The sequence below is a fragment of the Pseudomonas sp. TYF_14 genome (assembly GCF_043105275.1).
In the GTDB taxonomy this organism is placed as follows: Bacteria; Pseudomonadota; Gammaproteobacteria; order Pseudomonadales; family Pseudomonadaceae; genus Aquipseudomonas; species Aquipseudomonas alloputida.
Genome location: NZ_JBICLK010000067.1, coordinates 20,284 through 33,891, shown reverse-complemented (window position 1 = coordinate 33,891; position 13,608 = coordinate 20,284). Strand labels below are relative to the sequence as shown.

Genomic DNA, 13,608 nt, shown 5'->3' with positions numbered 1-13,608 from the left:
AAGAGGCCGGGCAAGGCAATCAACCTCCTGAATACCTCTCCAAACCCCCGCCCCAGCCCCTGTCCATCAGCCATGTTGCTTTTTGTCGCAGTCTTTTCCGCGCCTATTGCGCCCATCATCTTCAAATGCGCAGCGTTAACGGCTAGTCTCGCAAACATCCATACCGCCGTTGTCTTCCAACCAGAACGAGCCGGCCATGACAGATCTGTCCCGTACCCATGGATTCGCAAGTCAGGCCCTTGGCCTGCGGGACGGGCGTTTCTTCCGGCCACCGCTGCCAGACGGCCATGTGCCGCGCCTGCGGTTGTGCCAGCGGCTGGAAGCCGGTTTGGGCGGGCGGCTGCTGCTGGTCAATGCCCCGGCGGGTTTCGGCAAAAGCTCCCTGGCCATCGAGTTTTGCGAAACACTGCCCGAGCACTGGCGCAGCCTGTGGCTTGGCCTGAGCCAGCGGGACGCTGACCCTGGCCGCTTCCTTGAGCGCTTGCTTGAAGGCCTGCAGCAATACTGCCCGGCACTGGGCGGCCAGGCCATGGGCCTGCTGAAAATGCGCCAGCGCCACCAGCCGTTTGCCTTTGAAGAGTGGCTTGACGGCCTGCTCGACGAGCTGGCGCTGTACCTGCAGGCTGATACGCCGCTGCTGCTGGTGCTGGACGACTATCACCTGGCCCAGGGGCCGGTGCTCGACCGTTGCCTGCAGTTCTTCCTCAATCACCTGCCCCCCGGCCTGGTGTTGCTGGTGACCAGCCGCCAGCGGCCAGACTGGCACCTGGCGCGCCTGCGCCTGTCCCGGCAGTTGGTCGAGCTTAACGAACAGGACCTGCGCCTCACCGCGGATGAGTCGCTGGCGGTGATCGGTCGCCAGCCTACCGGCCTGCGCGGCCAGGCACTGGACAACCTGATCCAGCGCAGCGACGGCTGGGTGGCCGGGTTGCGTTTCTGGCAGTTGGCGGCCAGCGACAGCGCTGACGAGCAAGCCTTGCCCCAGGCGCTGCATGGTGGCGAGGGCCTGATCCGCGACTACCTGCTTGAAGAAGTCATCGACAGGCTACCTGCGGACGTGCAGGCCTTCCTGGACGAAACCGCCTGCCAGGAGCGTTTCTGCGCTCCGCTTTGCGATGCGATGCGTGGCCGCCACGACAGCGCCGCCGTCCTGAGCTTCCTGCAGGCGCATCAGGTGTTCCTTGTGCCGCTGGACGAGCATGGCCACTGGTTCCGCTATCACCATTTGTTCTCCGACCTGCTGCGCAGCCGCCAGGCGAGCGAATCGCAGGTCGCTCTGCATTTGCGGGCCTGCCGCTGGTTTGAAGCTCAAGACCTGCTGGACGAGGCGGTGGAGCAGGCTTTGCGTGCCGGCCACCTCGATGTTGCCGCCGACCTGGTGCAAAGTCTGTCCGAGGAGCAACTGCTGGCCGAGCAGAATGTCGGCATGTTGCTGCGCTGGAAGATGGACCTGCCCGACAGTCTGTTGATCAGCACGCCGCGGCTGATCGTGCTGTACAGCTGGGCGTTGGGGCTGGCTTGCCAGCTGGATGCTGCCGAGGAACTGGCTGGCTACCTCAGTCGCTTTCTGCCCGCGCCTTCGGCGACTGCGCAAAAGTCGATGCTGGCCCAATGGCTGGCACTCAGTGGGGTCATAGCCCGTGGCCGTGGCGACCGCGAGCGCACCCTGGCCTATTGCGGCGAAGCGCTGCAGAGCCTGCCGAGCAAGCGCTATGGCCAGCGGCTGGTGTGTTTGTCGACGCTGTCCAACCTGGCCATTGCCGATGGTGACTTCTGGCGGGCCCGAGGCTGGAACCGCGAGGCCCTGGAGCTGGCCCAGCGGGTCGGTAACCCCTTGTTCGAGGCGCTGGCGCATTACGATCGGGCGCGGGTGCTGCATGCCCGTGGCGAAGTGCTGCGTGCGCTGGACGAAGTGCGCCAAGGGCTGCAACGTCTGCAAGGGCTTTCGGCGCAGCGGCTGTATGCCGTGCGTGCGCGACTGACGCTTTACGAAGGTTACTTGCTGGTCTCGCGTCTGCAGCCGGCTCAGGGCCGCGCGCGTTTGCGCGCGGGGCTGGGCGAGGCGCGAGCGTGCCGGGACATCAGTGTGCTCATTGGTCATTGCGTGATTGCCACGCTCGATGGCCGGGAAGGTCACTTTGCGGAGGCCTTTGCCGAACTGGCCGAGGCCGAACGCTTGATGCACATCTGGGATGTGCCCCCGGTCTACTACCTGGCCATGATTACCCTGGTCAAATGCGAACTGTGGCTGGCCCAGGGGCGTACGGACCTCGCGGAGTCCTGGCTGCAGCGCCTGGGCCAGACCTATGGCGGCGAGCAGCCGGCGGCGGCACCGGAGTTCCATCCGCTGCTGCCGTTGCACATTGCGTTGCAGCAGGCAGCGCTCGATCGCATCCAGTTGCGTAGCGACGATGCCGTGCAACGCCTGGCATGCCTGGTAAAGCGCGGCCAGGCCAGTGGCGGCATGATGCTTACCGTCAGCGCCCTGAGCCAATGGCTTGCCCTGCTGCTGGACGAAGGCAAGGAAGGGCAGGCCGCGCAGTTGCTGCCAAGCTTGCTGGAAGCGGCGCATGGCGGTGTGATGCAGCCGATGCAGCCACTGCTGGAAAAACACCCGCAATGGCTTCAGGAACAACTGCAGGCAGGTGCCGCTTGCCCGGTTCAGGCGGAACTGCTCAAGCACCTGCCGCCAGTGCCAATCGCCAGTACGGGCAACGGCGAAGCGCTGAGTGGCCGCGAAATGGCTGTGCTCGAACTGATTGCCCAAGGCTGTTCCAATCAGCAGATCAGCGAGCGGCTGTTCATTTCCCTGCACACGGTGAAGACCCACGCCAGCCACATCAACAGCAAGTTGGGCGTGGAGCGGCGCACCCAGGCGGTGGCCAAGGCCAAATCCCTGGGGTTGCTGGCGTGATACTGGCCCTGTAGGTCATTGCTCGTTAAAGTGATGGCCTGACGCCATATTATCTGGCCGACAATGCTCTACCCTCATCTTTCCCGACCAGCTGCCGATACAGCTATCGGTGGCATCGCCTCGCGCGATTTTTCAATCATTCCAAGGCAGGTCGTGTTGATGCTGCAGTACGGGCAAAAGAGCTTTCTGATCGTCGACGACTTTACCGACTTTCGTACGTCGACCCGTTCCATGTTGCGCGAGTTGGGCGTGCGCGACGTGGACACCGCTGACAGCGGCGAGCAGGCGCTGCGCATGTGCGCGCAGAAGCGCTATGACTTCATCCTGCAGGACTTCCATCTGGGTGATGGCAAGAAGAACGGGCAGCAGGTGCTTGAAGACCTGATCATCGACAAGCACATCAGCCATGAGTGCGTGTTCATCATGGTCACTGCCGAGAGCAGTCAGGCGATTGTTCTCAGCGCCATCGAGCACGAGCCCGATGCCTACCTGACCAAACCGTTCAACCGGGTTGGCCTGGCCCAGCGTGTCGAGAAACTGTTCCAGCGCAAGACGTTGCTGAAGCCGATCCTGCAGGCGCTGGACCGCAACCGTCCGGCCGAAGTACTGGCGGCCTGCGCCGAGCTGTGCAAGAAGGATCCGCGCCTGGCGCCCTTGTGCTTGCGCTACCGGGCCGATGCCCTGCGCAACCTCAACCGTTTCGAGGAACTGGAAAAATTCCTCAAGGCCATCCTGGCCAGCCGTCCTCAGCCATGGGTATACGCCGCGTTGGGCGCACTGATGCACAAGCGTGGTCAGAATGCCCAGGCGCAGGGTGTTTACGAGCAGGCGCTCAAGGCGTTCCCGATCATGCCAGGCCTTTACGATGGCATGGCCGAGGTGCTGGTGGCTCAGGGGGATACCCGGCGCGCGCAGAACCTGCTTGAAGAAGCCGTGCGCCTGTCGCCTTTGTCGGTGCGTCGGCAGTCGACGCTGGGCAAGCTGGCGCTGGAGAACGAAGACTTCGAGAGCGCATCGAAGGCGTTCCGTCATGCAGTGAACCAGGGGCAGAGTTCGCGCTACAAGGATGCCGAAAACAACCTTGGCCTGGTGCAGGCGTTGATGAGCAAGAATGCAGGCTTCGGCCTGGACGCCCGTACCCGGGTCGAGATCAACACCACGCTCAGCGAAGTGGCCAAGGAAAACCCCGAGGACCAAGGCCTGCAGGTGCGTGCGCGGATGATGAAGGCTGCCAGCCTGCAGCAGGCCGGCGACCCGGAAACGGCCGGCAAGTTGACAGAACAGGCGATTCAGCGTCTGGACAAGATGAACCAGTTCTTCTCTGTCGATTCGGCCCTGACTGTCGCTGCGCAATTGCAGGCGATGGGGCAGGAAGTCGCCGCCATCGGCGTGCTGAAGAACTGTGTGGAAAGTTATGGCGATGACCCCAAGGTCATGGAGAAAGTGGGCAAGCTGACGGATGACCCCAGCGTGCTCAACGCCATTACCGAAGCGGTCACCCTCAACCGGCAGGGTGTGCGCAGTTACCAGGGAGGGCAGCTTGGCGAGGCGTTGCAACTGTTCCGAAAGGCATTGGGTTTACAGCCGAAGAATATCAGCATCGCCCTCAACACCGCCCAGGCGCTGCTGCGCATCGGTGGTGACAACCCTCAGCCTGCGATCATGCAGGAGTGCCGCGACGCCTTGACCAGCGTGGCCGGGATCCCTGCCAGCGACAATCGCTATGACCGTTACCGCAAACTGCACATCCGAGTGTTCGGCGCATGAATCAAGACAATCAGGGGCTGGATTTTTCCACGGTGATCGCCTCCACCGTGCACGACCTCAAAAGTTCGTTGTCGGCGCTGATCCAGTCCCACAGCCAGTGGGTGGAGCGGTTGCCCGAGGAACTGCGCGGCGGTGCCGAACAGGGGATCATGGAGCATGAGTTTCGTCACCTCAACGGCATGCTGGTGCAGTTGCTGGGCTTGTACAAACTGGGTGTGAACCAGTTGCCGGTATGCCCGGACTACCATGAGCTGGATGATTTCATCGAAGCTCAGCTGGCGGCGCACGAGGAAGTACTCAAGCACAACGACATTCTCGCCACTTGGCGCATCGACACCGACAACCCGCTGGGTTTCTTCGACCGCGAACTGGTGGCCTCGGTGATCGCCAACGTCATCACCAACGCCACCCGCTTTGCCGGGCACGCCTTGCTGATCACCATCGAAGAGGCCGACAACCAGTTGGCCATTTGCGTCAACGATGACGGCCCGGGTTATCCAAAGCACATGCTCGAGCGCCAGGAGGATTACATCCAGGGCATCGACTCGACCAGCGGCAGTACCGGCCTTGGGTTGTATTTTGCGGCGCGGATCGCAGCATTGCATGAAAGCGGCGGGGTGCGCGGGCGGATCGAGATTTCCAACGGCGGGGCGCTTGGGGGCGGGTTGTTCAGGTTGTTTTTGCCTTGAGGCATTGGGTGCCTGGGCGATCGAGCACCGCCCGCGCGGCGCATCGCGAGCAAGCTCGCTCCTACATCTGTTTCGGGCCAGTATTGCCTGCACCCTCGCGCGCGACCGCCTTGTTTGTTCCACGCAATATCGAGGTGGGCACCAAGGTGGCGCGCACCTCCGCCTCAGGAATAACTGGCCCGAAACAAATGTAGGAGCGAGCTTGCTCGCGATGCGCCGCGCGGGCGGCGCTCGGTCTCGCAGGCGCCACTTCGCTCAAGGCATGAACCTCGTGCACCCACCCCATTTTCCTGTCAGGCTCCCAGCAGAACCCAGCAGAACCCAGCTTCACCTGCGAGAACACCATGACCCAAGCCCCGCCTGCTCTCATCCGCGAAACCTTCCCCGTCGGCCCCTTGCAGTGCAACTGCACGCTGATCGGCGACCCCCTGACCAAGAAAGCCATGGTCGTCGACCCGGGTGGTGATGTGGACAAGATCCTTGCCCGCCTGCAGGTCCACGGCCTGACGCTGGTGAGCATCATCCACACCCATGCGCACTTCGACCACTTCCTCGCCTCAGGCAAGCTCAAGGAGCTGACGGGTGCCACGCTGCACCTGCACAAGGACGACCAGATGCTGTGGGACAACCTTGAGATGCAGTGCCAGATGTTCGGCGTACCTTACACCCCGGTACCGGCACCGGACCGCTGGCTGGGCGATGACGAAGAACTGGCCTGCGGCTGCGGTGTGGCGTTGCATACGCCAGGCCATACCCCGGGCTCGATGAGCTTCTGGTTCGCCGACGCCAAGTTGTTGATTGCCGGTGACACCCTGTTCCGCCGGGGTATTGGCCGCACCGATTTGTGGGGTGGCGACCAGCGGGCAATCGTGCGTTCCATCAAGGAGCGGCTGTACCGGTTGGACGAAGAGGCCGTCGTGGTGACCGGCCACGGGCCCGACACCCGTCTGGGCGACGAGATGCGTGAAAACCCATTCGTGCGTGCCTGATGGCACATGAAGGCACTTTCATGGAATTTTTCGTTGCCGATGCGTTCCAAGGCTGGCATAGAACCCCTTGGGATCTGCCGCATTTATGAATTTCAGTAGGAGCTTGTCCATGTTCACCATGCGTCGTCTGATTATCGTCGCAACCGCCGCTGCACTGATGACCGGCTGCGCCGGCCAGAACCCTTACGACAACCAGGGTCAGGCGCAGGGCTCCACAGGGATGAGCAAGACTGCCAAGTACGGCGGTTTGGGCGCGCTGGCCGGTGCCATCGCGGGTGCCGCCATCGACCACAACAACCGTGGCAAGGGGGCCCTGATCGGTGCCGCAGCAGTGGGTGCTGCCGCTGCAGGTTACGGCTATTACGCCGACAAGCAGGAAGCCGAGCTGCGCGCACAGATGGCCAACACGGGTGTGGAAGTGCAGCGTCAGGGTGACCAGATCAAGCTGATCATGCCGGGCAACATCACCTTCGCCACCGACTCGGCCAACATCGCCCCAAGCTTCTACTCGCCACTGAACAACCTGGCTGGCTCGTTCAAGCAGTTCAACCAGAACACCATCGAAGTGGTCGGCTTCACCGACAGCACGGGCAGCCGCCAGCACAACATGGACCTGTCCCAGCGCCGTGCGCAGGCGGTCAGCACCTACCTGACTTCGCAGGGTGTGGATGCCTCGCGTATCTCTGTACGTGGCATGGGCCCGGACCAGCCGATCGCCAGCAACGCTGACGCCAATGGTCGTGCGCAGAACCGCCGTGTGGAAGTGAACCTGAAGCCGATTCCGGGTCAGCAGTATGAGCAGCAAGGTCAGGTTCAGCAGTATCCCTGATTGACCTTAAGGGCCGCTTTGCGGCTCTGTGGGGGCGGGCAGTCCCGCTCCCACAAGGCTTGCAAAGAAGCCTCTGCTTTTAGCGCGCCACGCTGGCCTGAATCGCCGTCAGGGCTATGGTATGCACGATATCGTCAACCTGCGCCCCTCGCGGCAAGTCGTTCACCGGCTTGCGCAAACCCTGCAGCATCGGCCCCAGGCTGACCCCGTCGGCACTGCGCTGTACCGCCTTGTGCGTGGTATTGCCGGTATTCAGGTCGGGGAACACGAACACCGTGGCGCGCCCGGCCACCGGGCTAGCCGGCGCCAGCTCTCGGGCGATCGCCGGGTTGGCCGCTGCGTCATACTGCAACGGCCCATCGATCAGTAGCTCCTGCGCCGCGTCCTGTGCCAGGCGTGTCGCTTCGCGCACTTTCTCGACCTCTTCATCGCTGGCCGAATCGCTTGAATAGCTGATCATCGCCACCCGTGGCGCGATGCCGAAGGCCTGCGCCGAGGCGGCACTCTGTTGGGCAATCTCCGCCAGCTCGGCAGCGCTTGGGTGCGGGTTCATCACGCAGTCGCCGTACACCAGCACCTGCTCGGGGAACAGCATGAAGAACACCGACGAGACCAGGCTCGAGCCGGGTGCGGTCTTGATCAGCTGCAGGGCCGGGCGGATGGTGTTGGCCGTGGAGTGCACCAGGCCAGAGACCAGGCCGTCCACTTCGTCCAGGGCCAGCATCATGGTGCCGATCACCACCGGGTCTTCCAGCTGCTGCTCGGCCATCGGTGCGTTGAGGTTCTTGCTTTTGCGCAGCTCGACCATGGGTTCCACGTAGCGCCCGCGAATCAGTTCGGGGTCGAGAATCTCCAGCCCTGGCGGCAACGTGATGCCTTGGGCGCGGGCCACGGCGTCAACATCTTCGGGTTTGGCCAGCAGCACACAGCGGGCGATGCCGCGGGCCTGGCAGATGGCTGCGGCCTGCACCAACAGTGGCTCGGCGCCTTCTGGCAGGACGATGCGCTTGTTGGCCTGCTGCGCACGTTGGATCAGCTGGTAGCGGAACACTGCCGGTGACAGGCGCAGTTCGCGCGGCGTGCCGCAGCGCTGGTGCAGCCAGGCCGCGTCGAGGTGGCTGGCGACGAAGTCGGTAATGAACTCGGCACGCTCGCGGTCGTCCACCGGGATTTCGCGGTTCAGCGAGTTGAGCTGGTTGGCGGTGTCGTACGAGCCGGTGCTGACCGAAAGGATCGGCAGGCCGGCCTGCAGGGCACCGCGGCACAGGCCAAGGATACGCACGTCAGGCTTGCTGTCGCTGGTCAGCAGCAAGCCGGCCAGGGGGACGCCATTGATCGCTGCCAGGCTGACAGCGAGGATGATGTCGTCGCGGTCGCCCGGGGTTACCACCAGGGTGCCCGAGGTCAGTAGCGGGACCGTGTTGGCCACCGTGCGTGCACAGATGATGATCTTGCTCATGCGCCGCTGCTCGTAATCGCCGGCATTGAGCACCTGGGCGCCGAGCAGCTCGGCCACATCGCGGGTCCGCGGTGCGTTCAGCTCGGGCTGGTAGGGGATGCAGCCAAGCAGGCGGAAGTCATTACCGCGCAGCAATGGCGAGTGCTCGCGCAGGCGGGTGGCGAAGTCCGCCATGCTCTCGTCGGTACGCACCTTGTTGAGGATCACCCCCAGCACTTTCGGGTCGCGTGGGCCGCCAAACAGTTGGGCCTGCAGTTCGACCCGGCCAGACAGCTCGCTGAGCACTTCGTTTTCCGGGGCCGATACCAGGATTACCTCGGCATCCAGGCTCTTGGCCAGGTGCAGGTTGACCCGCGCTGCGTAGCTGGCGTGGCGCGTGGGCACCATTCCCTCGACCACAACCACGTCATTGCCGACGCAGGCTTGCTGGTAGAGGCGGATGATTTCTTCAAGCAGCTCGTCCAGTTGGCCATCGCCGAGCATGCGCTCGACGTGGGCCAGGCTCAGTGGGACCGGTGGCTTGATGCCGTGAGTGCGGGCGACCAGTTCGGTGGAGCGCTCGGGGCCGGTGTCACCCGGGTGGGGCTGGGCGATAGGCTTGAAGAAGCCGACCTTCAGGCCGGCACGCTCCAAGGTGCGCACCAGGCCCAGGCTGATCGAAGTCAGGCCGACACCAAAGTCGGTCGGCGCAATGAAAAATGTCTGCATGCGTGCTTCTCGAAATAAGCGGTGCAAGAAATTAGCGGTCAAGGGTAGCGCTATCGGCCCCTTGTGCGCACCAGCCGCAAGCGAAAGGCTGGCCGATGTGTTGCGCACGTTGTGCCGGGTCGAGCACCCAGGGGCGTGCCTGCCACGGCGGCTGGTGGCGCAGGTGCTGGGTATGGCCGCACGAAAGTTCCGCCACCCAGTGGCCTTCTTCGTCCTGATGAAAGCCGTTGATCCGACTGATGGGCCGTTGCTCGTCTGCACCACGTTCGCAATCGGACGATGGCAAGGTTACACTTGTCCGCTCTACATTCTTTTGCAAAAGGTCTTGCCCCATGCTGATCGCCGCCAACAAGGCTGTCTCCATCGACTATACCCTGACCAACGACGCCGGGGAGACCATCGACAGCTCCGCCGGTGGCGCGCCGCTGGTTTACCTGCACGGTGCCGGCAACATCATCCCGGGCCTGGAAAAAGCCCTGGAAGGCAAGCAGGCTGGTGACGAACTGAACGTTTCCATTGAACCTGAAGAGGCCTACGGCGAGTACCTGGCCGAACTCGTCAGCACCCTGAACCGTAGCCTGTTCGAAGGTGTCGACGAGCTGGAAGTGGGCATGCAGTTCCACGCTTCGGCGCCGGACGGCCAGATGCAGATCGTCACCATCCGCGACATCGACGGCGACGACGTCACCGTTGATGGCAACCACCCACTGGCCGGTCAGCGCCTGACCTTCCAGGTCAAGGTTGTGAACGTGCGTGACGCCAGCGACGAAGAAATCGCTCACCGTCACATCCACGGTGAAGGTGGCCATCACCACTGATTTTCTGCGCTAAGCTCAGAAAGTCGCCAGGCGCTCGGGCAAGCCGATTTGCCTTCCTACGGGAGGTGAACGGTTTGGACGAGCGCCTTTTTAGTGGGCGGAATTCGCCTGCACGGCAACCGGGAACCTGAGAGGGGATTTCATCATGAGTGCATTTCACGACCTGAAACTGGAAGCGCTGAACGGCGGAGAGCTGCCCCTCGCACCCTTCAAGGGCCAAGTGGTGCTGGTGGTCAACGTTGCCTCCAAATGTGGCCTGACGCCGCAATACAAGGCCCTGGAAAACCTCTACCAGATCTACAAGGACAAGGGCTTCAATGTGCTTGGCCTGCCGTGCAACCAGTTTGCCGGGCAGGAACCGGGTAGCGAAAAGGAAATCCAGGACTTCTGCAGCCTCAACTACGGGGTCAGTTTCCCGCTGGGGAGCAAGCTGGAGGTCAACGGGCCGCAGCGCCATTCGTTGTACCGCCTGCTGGCAGGGGAGGGGGCCGAGTTCCCCGGTGACATTACCTGGAATTTCGAGAAGTTTCTGGTGGGCAAGGATGGCCGGGTGCTGGCGCGTTTCTCGCCGCGCACGGCGCCGGATGACCCAGCGGTGGTGCAGGCCATCGAGAAAGCCCTGGCCTGAAGAGTGCCTGACGTGATGTTTTGGCACCTGTGAGATCGAGTGCCGCGCGGGCGGCGCTGGATCTCACAGGCGCTGCAAACATTGCGCAGAACGCCCAGCCGTAGCACCAGGTTGCCGGCATGCGCTGTTCAGATACCCCTCGAACTGTTCGACAATCGCCGGCCAGCCCTGGCGGCTGGCATGCTGTCGCGCATTCAGGCGCACCCTGCGCAAGGTCTCCACTTCTTCCAGCAACCAGCACGCTGCATCGACAAACGCCGCCTGGTCCCCCGGCATCGCCAGCGCGCCACTGTGGCCATGGCGAATATGCTGCGCGGCGGCCGCCTCGTCATAAGCAACTACCGCCAACCCTGAGGCCATGGCTTCGAGCACCACATTGCCGAAGGTCTCGGTCAGGCTCGGGAACAGGAACAGGTCGCCGCTGGCATAGTGCTCGGCCAGTCGTTCACCGCGCTGGGCGCCGCAAAACACGGCGTCCGGTATCTCTTGTTCGAGCTTGGTGCGCTGAGGCCCGTCGCCGACCATGATCAGGCGCAGGCGCTTTTGTGGATACGTCTTGCGTAATGCCTCGAAGCAAGGCCGTAGCAAGCCAAGGTTCTTTTCCGCCGCCAGCCGCCCGACATGCAGTACGGCGATGTCCTCCGGGCCTAGCCCCCAGCTTTCGCGCAGGGCCTGGCTGCGCCGGGCCGGATTGAACAGGCAGGCATCGACCCCTCGGGCCAGCAACTCCAGGCGTTCGAAACCGCGACGCTCCAGCTCCAGGCGCTGGCTGGCACTCGGCACCAAGGTGATTGCCGTGCGCCGATGGAACCAGCGCAAGTAGTGAGTGAGCAGGCGCGCCAGCAGGCCCAGGCCGTACTGGCCGGAATACTGCGGGAAGTTGGTGTGAAAGCCACTGACCACCGCCACCCCCAGGCGTCGGGCCGCGCGTAGAGCGCTGAGCCCCAGCGGCCCCTCGGTGGCGATGTACAGTACATCCGGGCGCTGCCGGCGCCAGCGGCGCAACAGCTTGTGCATCGACACCTCGCCCCACTGCAAACCCGGGTAGCCCGGCAGCGCCCAGCCACGGCACAGCATCAGCTGCGGATCGTTGTGCACGTGCCCTTCGCCGGCCTGGCGCGGGCGCACCACCTCGACCTCATGGCCGCGTTGGCGCAACCCATCACTGAGGCGGCCAAGGGTGTTGGCCACGCCATTGATCTCGGGTGGGAAGGTTTCGCTGACCAGGGTAATACGTAGGGCGGGTGTATTCATGACAAAAAGTTTCCGCCTGCCGGGTTGCGCTAATGTGACCGCCTTGTGACGTAAAGATGACGCCTGACTGCCGGCATTTTTGCCTTTATGAATATTTCCTCGCACAGCACTCAAGAAGGTGTAGCCGGCAGCCGATGAAGATGCATTCGACTACGTGATGCGCTCCAGGAGAGCGGTGATGTTCAACAACAAGCTCAAGCAAGAAATCCGGCAACTGCGCGAAGACCTGATGTCCATCGAACAGGTCAAGAGTAGTCTCGACAGCGAGATGCTGGTGCTGCAGCTCGACCCTCAGGGACGGATCGAGATGGTCAACGGCAATTTCGAGAGCGAGATGCTCTACCGTGCCGAACAATTGCTTGGACGCAATATCGAGGACATCGTCCCCGCCCACGTAAAGTCGCTGGACTTCTACCAGCGCATGAAAAGTGCGATCAGCCGTGGTGAACACCTGAACGGTGCGTTCCGTCTTCTGCGGGGCAATGGTCAGGAAGCCTGGCTGCGCTCGATCCTGCAGCCGGTGAAGAACAGCGAGGGGCGCATCAAGTACTTCACCCTGCATTCCAGCGACCTCACGCGAACCATCGAGACCTCACGCGAGCACGAAAGCCTGATCAAGGCCCTGATGCGCTCGACTGCGGTGATCGAGTTCGACCTCGACGGCATCATTCTCACTGCCAACGATCGTTTCCTGGCCACCGTCGGCTATCGCCTGGAGCAGATTCGCGGTAAGCACCACCGCATGTTCTGCGAACCGCAGGAGGTCAACTCGGCTGGCTACCAAGCGTTCTGGGAAAGGCTGCGCCGTGGCGAATATATTGCCGAGCGCTTCAAGCGCATCGATGCCCATGGCCGGGTGATCTGGCTGGAGGCCTCGTACAATCCGATCTTCGATGCCCACGATGTGCTGTACAAGGTGGTCAAGTTCGCCACCGTGATCACCGACCAGGTCAACCAGGAGCTGGCAGTGGCCGAGGCGGCAGATGTCGCCTACAACACCTCGCTGGGTACCGATGTCAGTGCTCGCAAGGCCACCGAAGTGGTCACCCAGACTGTCACCGTGATGCGTGGACTGGAGGCTTCGATGCAAGAGGCCGCCGACGGCATCCAGGCGCTGGATACCCAGTCGCGGGTGATCGGTTCGATCATCAAGACCATCAGCGACATTGCCGGGCAGACCAACCTGCTGGCCCTTAACGCGGCCATCGAAGCTGCCCGCGCGGGCGAGCAAGGGCGGGGCTTTGCCGTCGTTGCCGACGAAGTGCGCCAACTGGCCTCTCGCACCAGCACCGCCACCGAAGAAATCGCCCGGGTGGTACAGCAGAACGAACAACTGGCGCAGGCGGCGGTGTCGATCATCGACACCAGCAAGCGCCAAGCCGAACAGGGGCTGGCGCTGGCGGATGAGACGGGCAGCGTAATTGTCGAGATCCAGGACGGGGCGAAGCGGGTGGTGGATGTGGTGGGGCAGTTTTCCAGCCGGCTGAGTCTTTGATATGGCTTGGGGTTTGTGATGGCCATGGGATCGAGCTTCGCCTGCGCGGCGCTCGATC

General features: G+C 63.0%; 11 protein-coding genes and 1 pseudogene. 9 read left to right on the top strand and 3 right to left on the bottom strand.

What is annotated here, in order from left to right:
- The first annotated feature begins 196 nt into the window (after positions 1 to 196).
- The 5 genes from ACF8O8_RS18580 to ACF8O8_RS18560 all read left to right on the top strand — a co-directional run bounded on the left by ACF8O8_RS18580 (position 197) and on the right by ACF8O8_RS18560 (position 7,188).
- Positions 197 to 2,914, top strand: a complete 2,718-nt coding sequence (locus ACF8O8_RS18580) for a LuxR C-terminal-related transcriptional regulator (RefSeq protein ID WP_392510213.1) — start codon at positions 197 to 199, stop codon at positions 2,912 to 2,914.
- 159 nt (positions 2,915 to 3,073) lie between these two features.
- Positions 3,074 to 4,681 (top strand): response regulator, encoded by a 1,608-nt coding sequence (locus ACF8O8_RS18575; RefSeq protein WP_392510212.1) that lies wholly within the window; start codon positions 3,074 to 3,076, stop codon positions 4,679 to 4,681.
- Positions 4,678 to 5,370, top strand: a complete 693-nt coding sequence (locus ACF8O8_RS18570; RefSeq protein ID WP_010952009.1) for a sensor histidine kinase KdpD — start codon at positions 4,678 to 4,680, stop codon at positions 5,368 to 5,370. The genes ACF8O8_RS18575 and ACF8O8_RS18570 overlap by 4 nt, the downstream gene beginning before the upstream one ends.
- Positions 5,371 to 5,714: 344 nt before the next feature.
- Positions 5,715 to 6,359, top strand: coding sequence for an MBL fold metallo-hydrolase (locus tag ACF8O8_RS18565; protein WP_020192733.1), 645 nt, complete (start codon positions 5,715 to 5,717; stop codon positions 6,357 to 6,359).
- 109 nt (positions 6,360 to 6,468) lie between these two features.
- On the top strand, positions 6,469 to 7,188 hold the full coding sequence (locus ACF8O8_RS18560; protein WP_003247328.1) for an OmpA family protein: 720 nt from the start codon (positions 6,469 to 6,471) through the stop codon (positions 7,186 to 7,188).
- 79 nt (positions 7,189 to 7,267) lie between these two features.
- Here ACF8O8_RS18560 and pta read toward each other — a convergent pair whose 3' ends face one another.
- Positions 7,268 to 9,355, bottom strand: coding sequence for a phosphate acetyltransferase (gene pta, locus ACF8O8_RS18555; protein ID WP_010952014.1), 2,088 nt, complete (start codon positions 9,353 to 9,355; stop codon positions 7,268 to 7,270).
- A gap of 31 nt (positions 9,356 to 9,386) precedes the next feature.
- Positions 9,387 to 9,689, bottom strand: coding sequence for a DUF3565 domain-containing protein (locus ACF8O8_RS18550; RefSeq protein WP_010952015.1), 303 nt, complete (start codon positions 9,687 to 9,689; stop codon positions 9,387 to 9,389).
- Here ACF8O8_RS18550 and ACF8O8_RS18545 point away from each other — a divergent pair.
- A complete protein-coding gene (locus ACF8O8_RS18545; RefSeq protein ID WP_003247325.1) occupies positions 9,688 to 10,173 on the top strand; it encodes a peptidylprolyl isomerase in 486 nt (161 codons plus the stop codon). The genes ACF8O8_RS18550 and ACF8O8_RS18545 overlap by 2 nt on opposite strands.
- Before the next feature lie 145 nt (positions 10,174 to 10,318).
- The gene (locus ACF8O8_RS18540; protein WP_004575870.1) at positions 10,319 to 10,801 is read left to right on the top strand and encodes a glutathione peroxidase; all 483 of its coding nucleotides are present in this window, start codon (positions 10,319 to 10,321) and stop codon (positions 10,799 to 10,801) included.
- 63 nt (positions 10,802 to 10,864) lie between these two features.
- Here ACF8O8_RS18540 and ACF8O8_RS18535 read toward each other — a convergent pair whose 3' ends face one another.
- The gene (locus ACF8O8_RS18535) at positions 10,865 to 12,055 is read right to left on the bottom strand and encodes a glycosyltransferase family 1 protein (protein WP_010952016.1); all 1,191 of its coding nucleotides are present in this window, start codon (positions 12,053 to 12,055) and stop codon (positions 10,865 to 10,867) included.
- 157 nt (positions 12,056 to 12,212) lie between these two features.
- Here ACF8O8_RS18535 and ACF8O8_RS18530 point away from each other — a divergent pair.
- Together ACF8O8_RS18530 and ACF8O8_RS18525 are read left to right on the top strand one after the other, a co-directional pair.
- A pseudogene (locus ACF8O8_RS18530) lies at positions 12,213 to 12,956 on the top strand (PAS domain-containing protein); the annotation flags it as partial.
- Positions 12,957 to 13,118: 162 nt separating this feature from the next.
- Positions 13,119 to 13,550, top strand: a complete 432-nt coding sequence (locus tag ACF8O8_RS18525) for a methyl-accepting chemotaxis protein (RefSeq protein WP_370626866.1) — start codon at positions 13,119 to 13,121, stop codon at positions 13,548 to 13,550.
- Positions 13,551 to 13,608 lie beyond the last annotated feature (58 nt).

What these genes read in the sequence shown, in the direction of transcription:
- ACF8O8_RS18545 (WP_003247325.1), top strand. Translation starts at nt 9,688, where the DNA reads ATGCTGATCGCCGCCAACAAGGCTGTCTCCATCGACTATACCCTGACC.
- ACF8O8_RS18540 (WP_004575870.1), top strand. Translation starts at nt 10,319, where the DNA reads ATGAGTGCATTTCACGACCTGAAACTGGAAGCGCTGAACGGCGGAGAG.
- ACF8O8_RS18535 (WP_010952016.1), bottom strand. Translation starts at nt 12,055, where the DNA reads ATGAATACACCCGCCCTACGTATTACCCTGGTCAGCGAAACCTTCCCA.
- ACF8O8_RS18550 (WP_010952015.1), bottom strand. Translation starts at nt 9,689, where the DNA reads ATGGGGCAAGACCTTTTGCAAAAGAATGTAGAGCGGACAAGTGTAACC.
- ACF8O8_RS18575 (WP_392510212.1), top strand. Translation starts at nt 3,074, where the DNA reads ATGCTGCAGTACGGGCAAAAGAGCTTTCTGATCGTCGACGACTTTACC.
- ACF8O8_RS18580 (WP_392510213.1), top strand. Translation starts at nt 197, where the DNA reads ATGACAGATCTGTCCCGTACCCATGGATTCGCAAGTCAGGCCCTTGGC.
- ACF8O8_RS18565 (WP_020192733.1), top strand. Translation starts at nt 5,715, where the DNA reads ATGACCCAAGCCCCGCCTGCTCTCATCCGCGAAACCTTCCCCGTCGGC.
- ACF8O8_RS18525 (WP_370626866.1), top strand. Translation starts at nt 13,119, where the DNA reads ATGCGTGGACTGGAGGCTTCGATGCAAGAGGCCGCCGACGGCATCCAG.
- ACF8O8_RS18570 (WP_010952009.1), top strand. Translation starts at nt 4,678, where the DNA reads ATGAATCAAGACAATCAGGGGCTGGATTTTTCCACGGTGATCGCCTCC.
- pta (WP_010952014.1), bottom strand. Translation starts at nt 9,355, where the DNA reads ATGCAGACATTTTTCATTGCGCCGACCGACTTTGGTGTCGGCCTGACT.
- ACF8O8_RS18560 (WP_003247328.1), top strand. Translation starts at nt 6,469, where the DNA reads ATGTTCACCATGCGTCGTCTGATTATCGTCGCAACCGCCGCTGCACTG.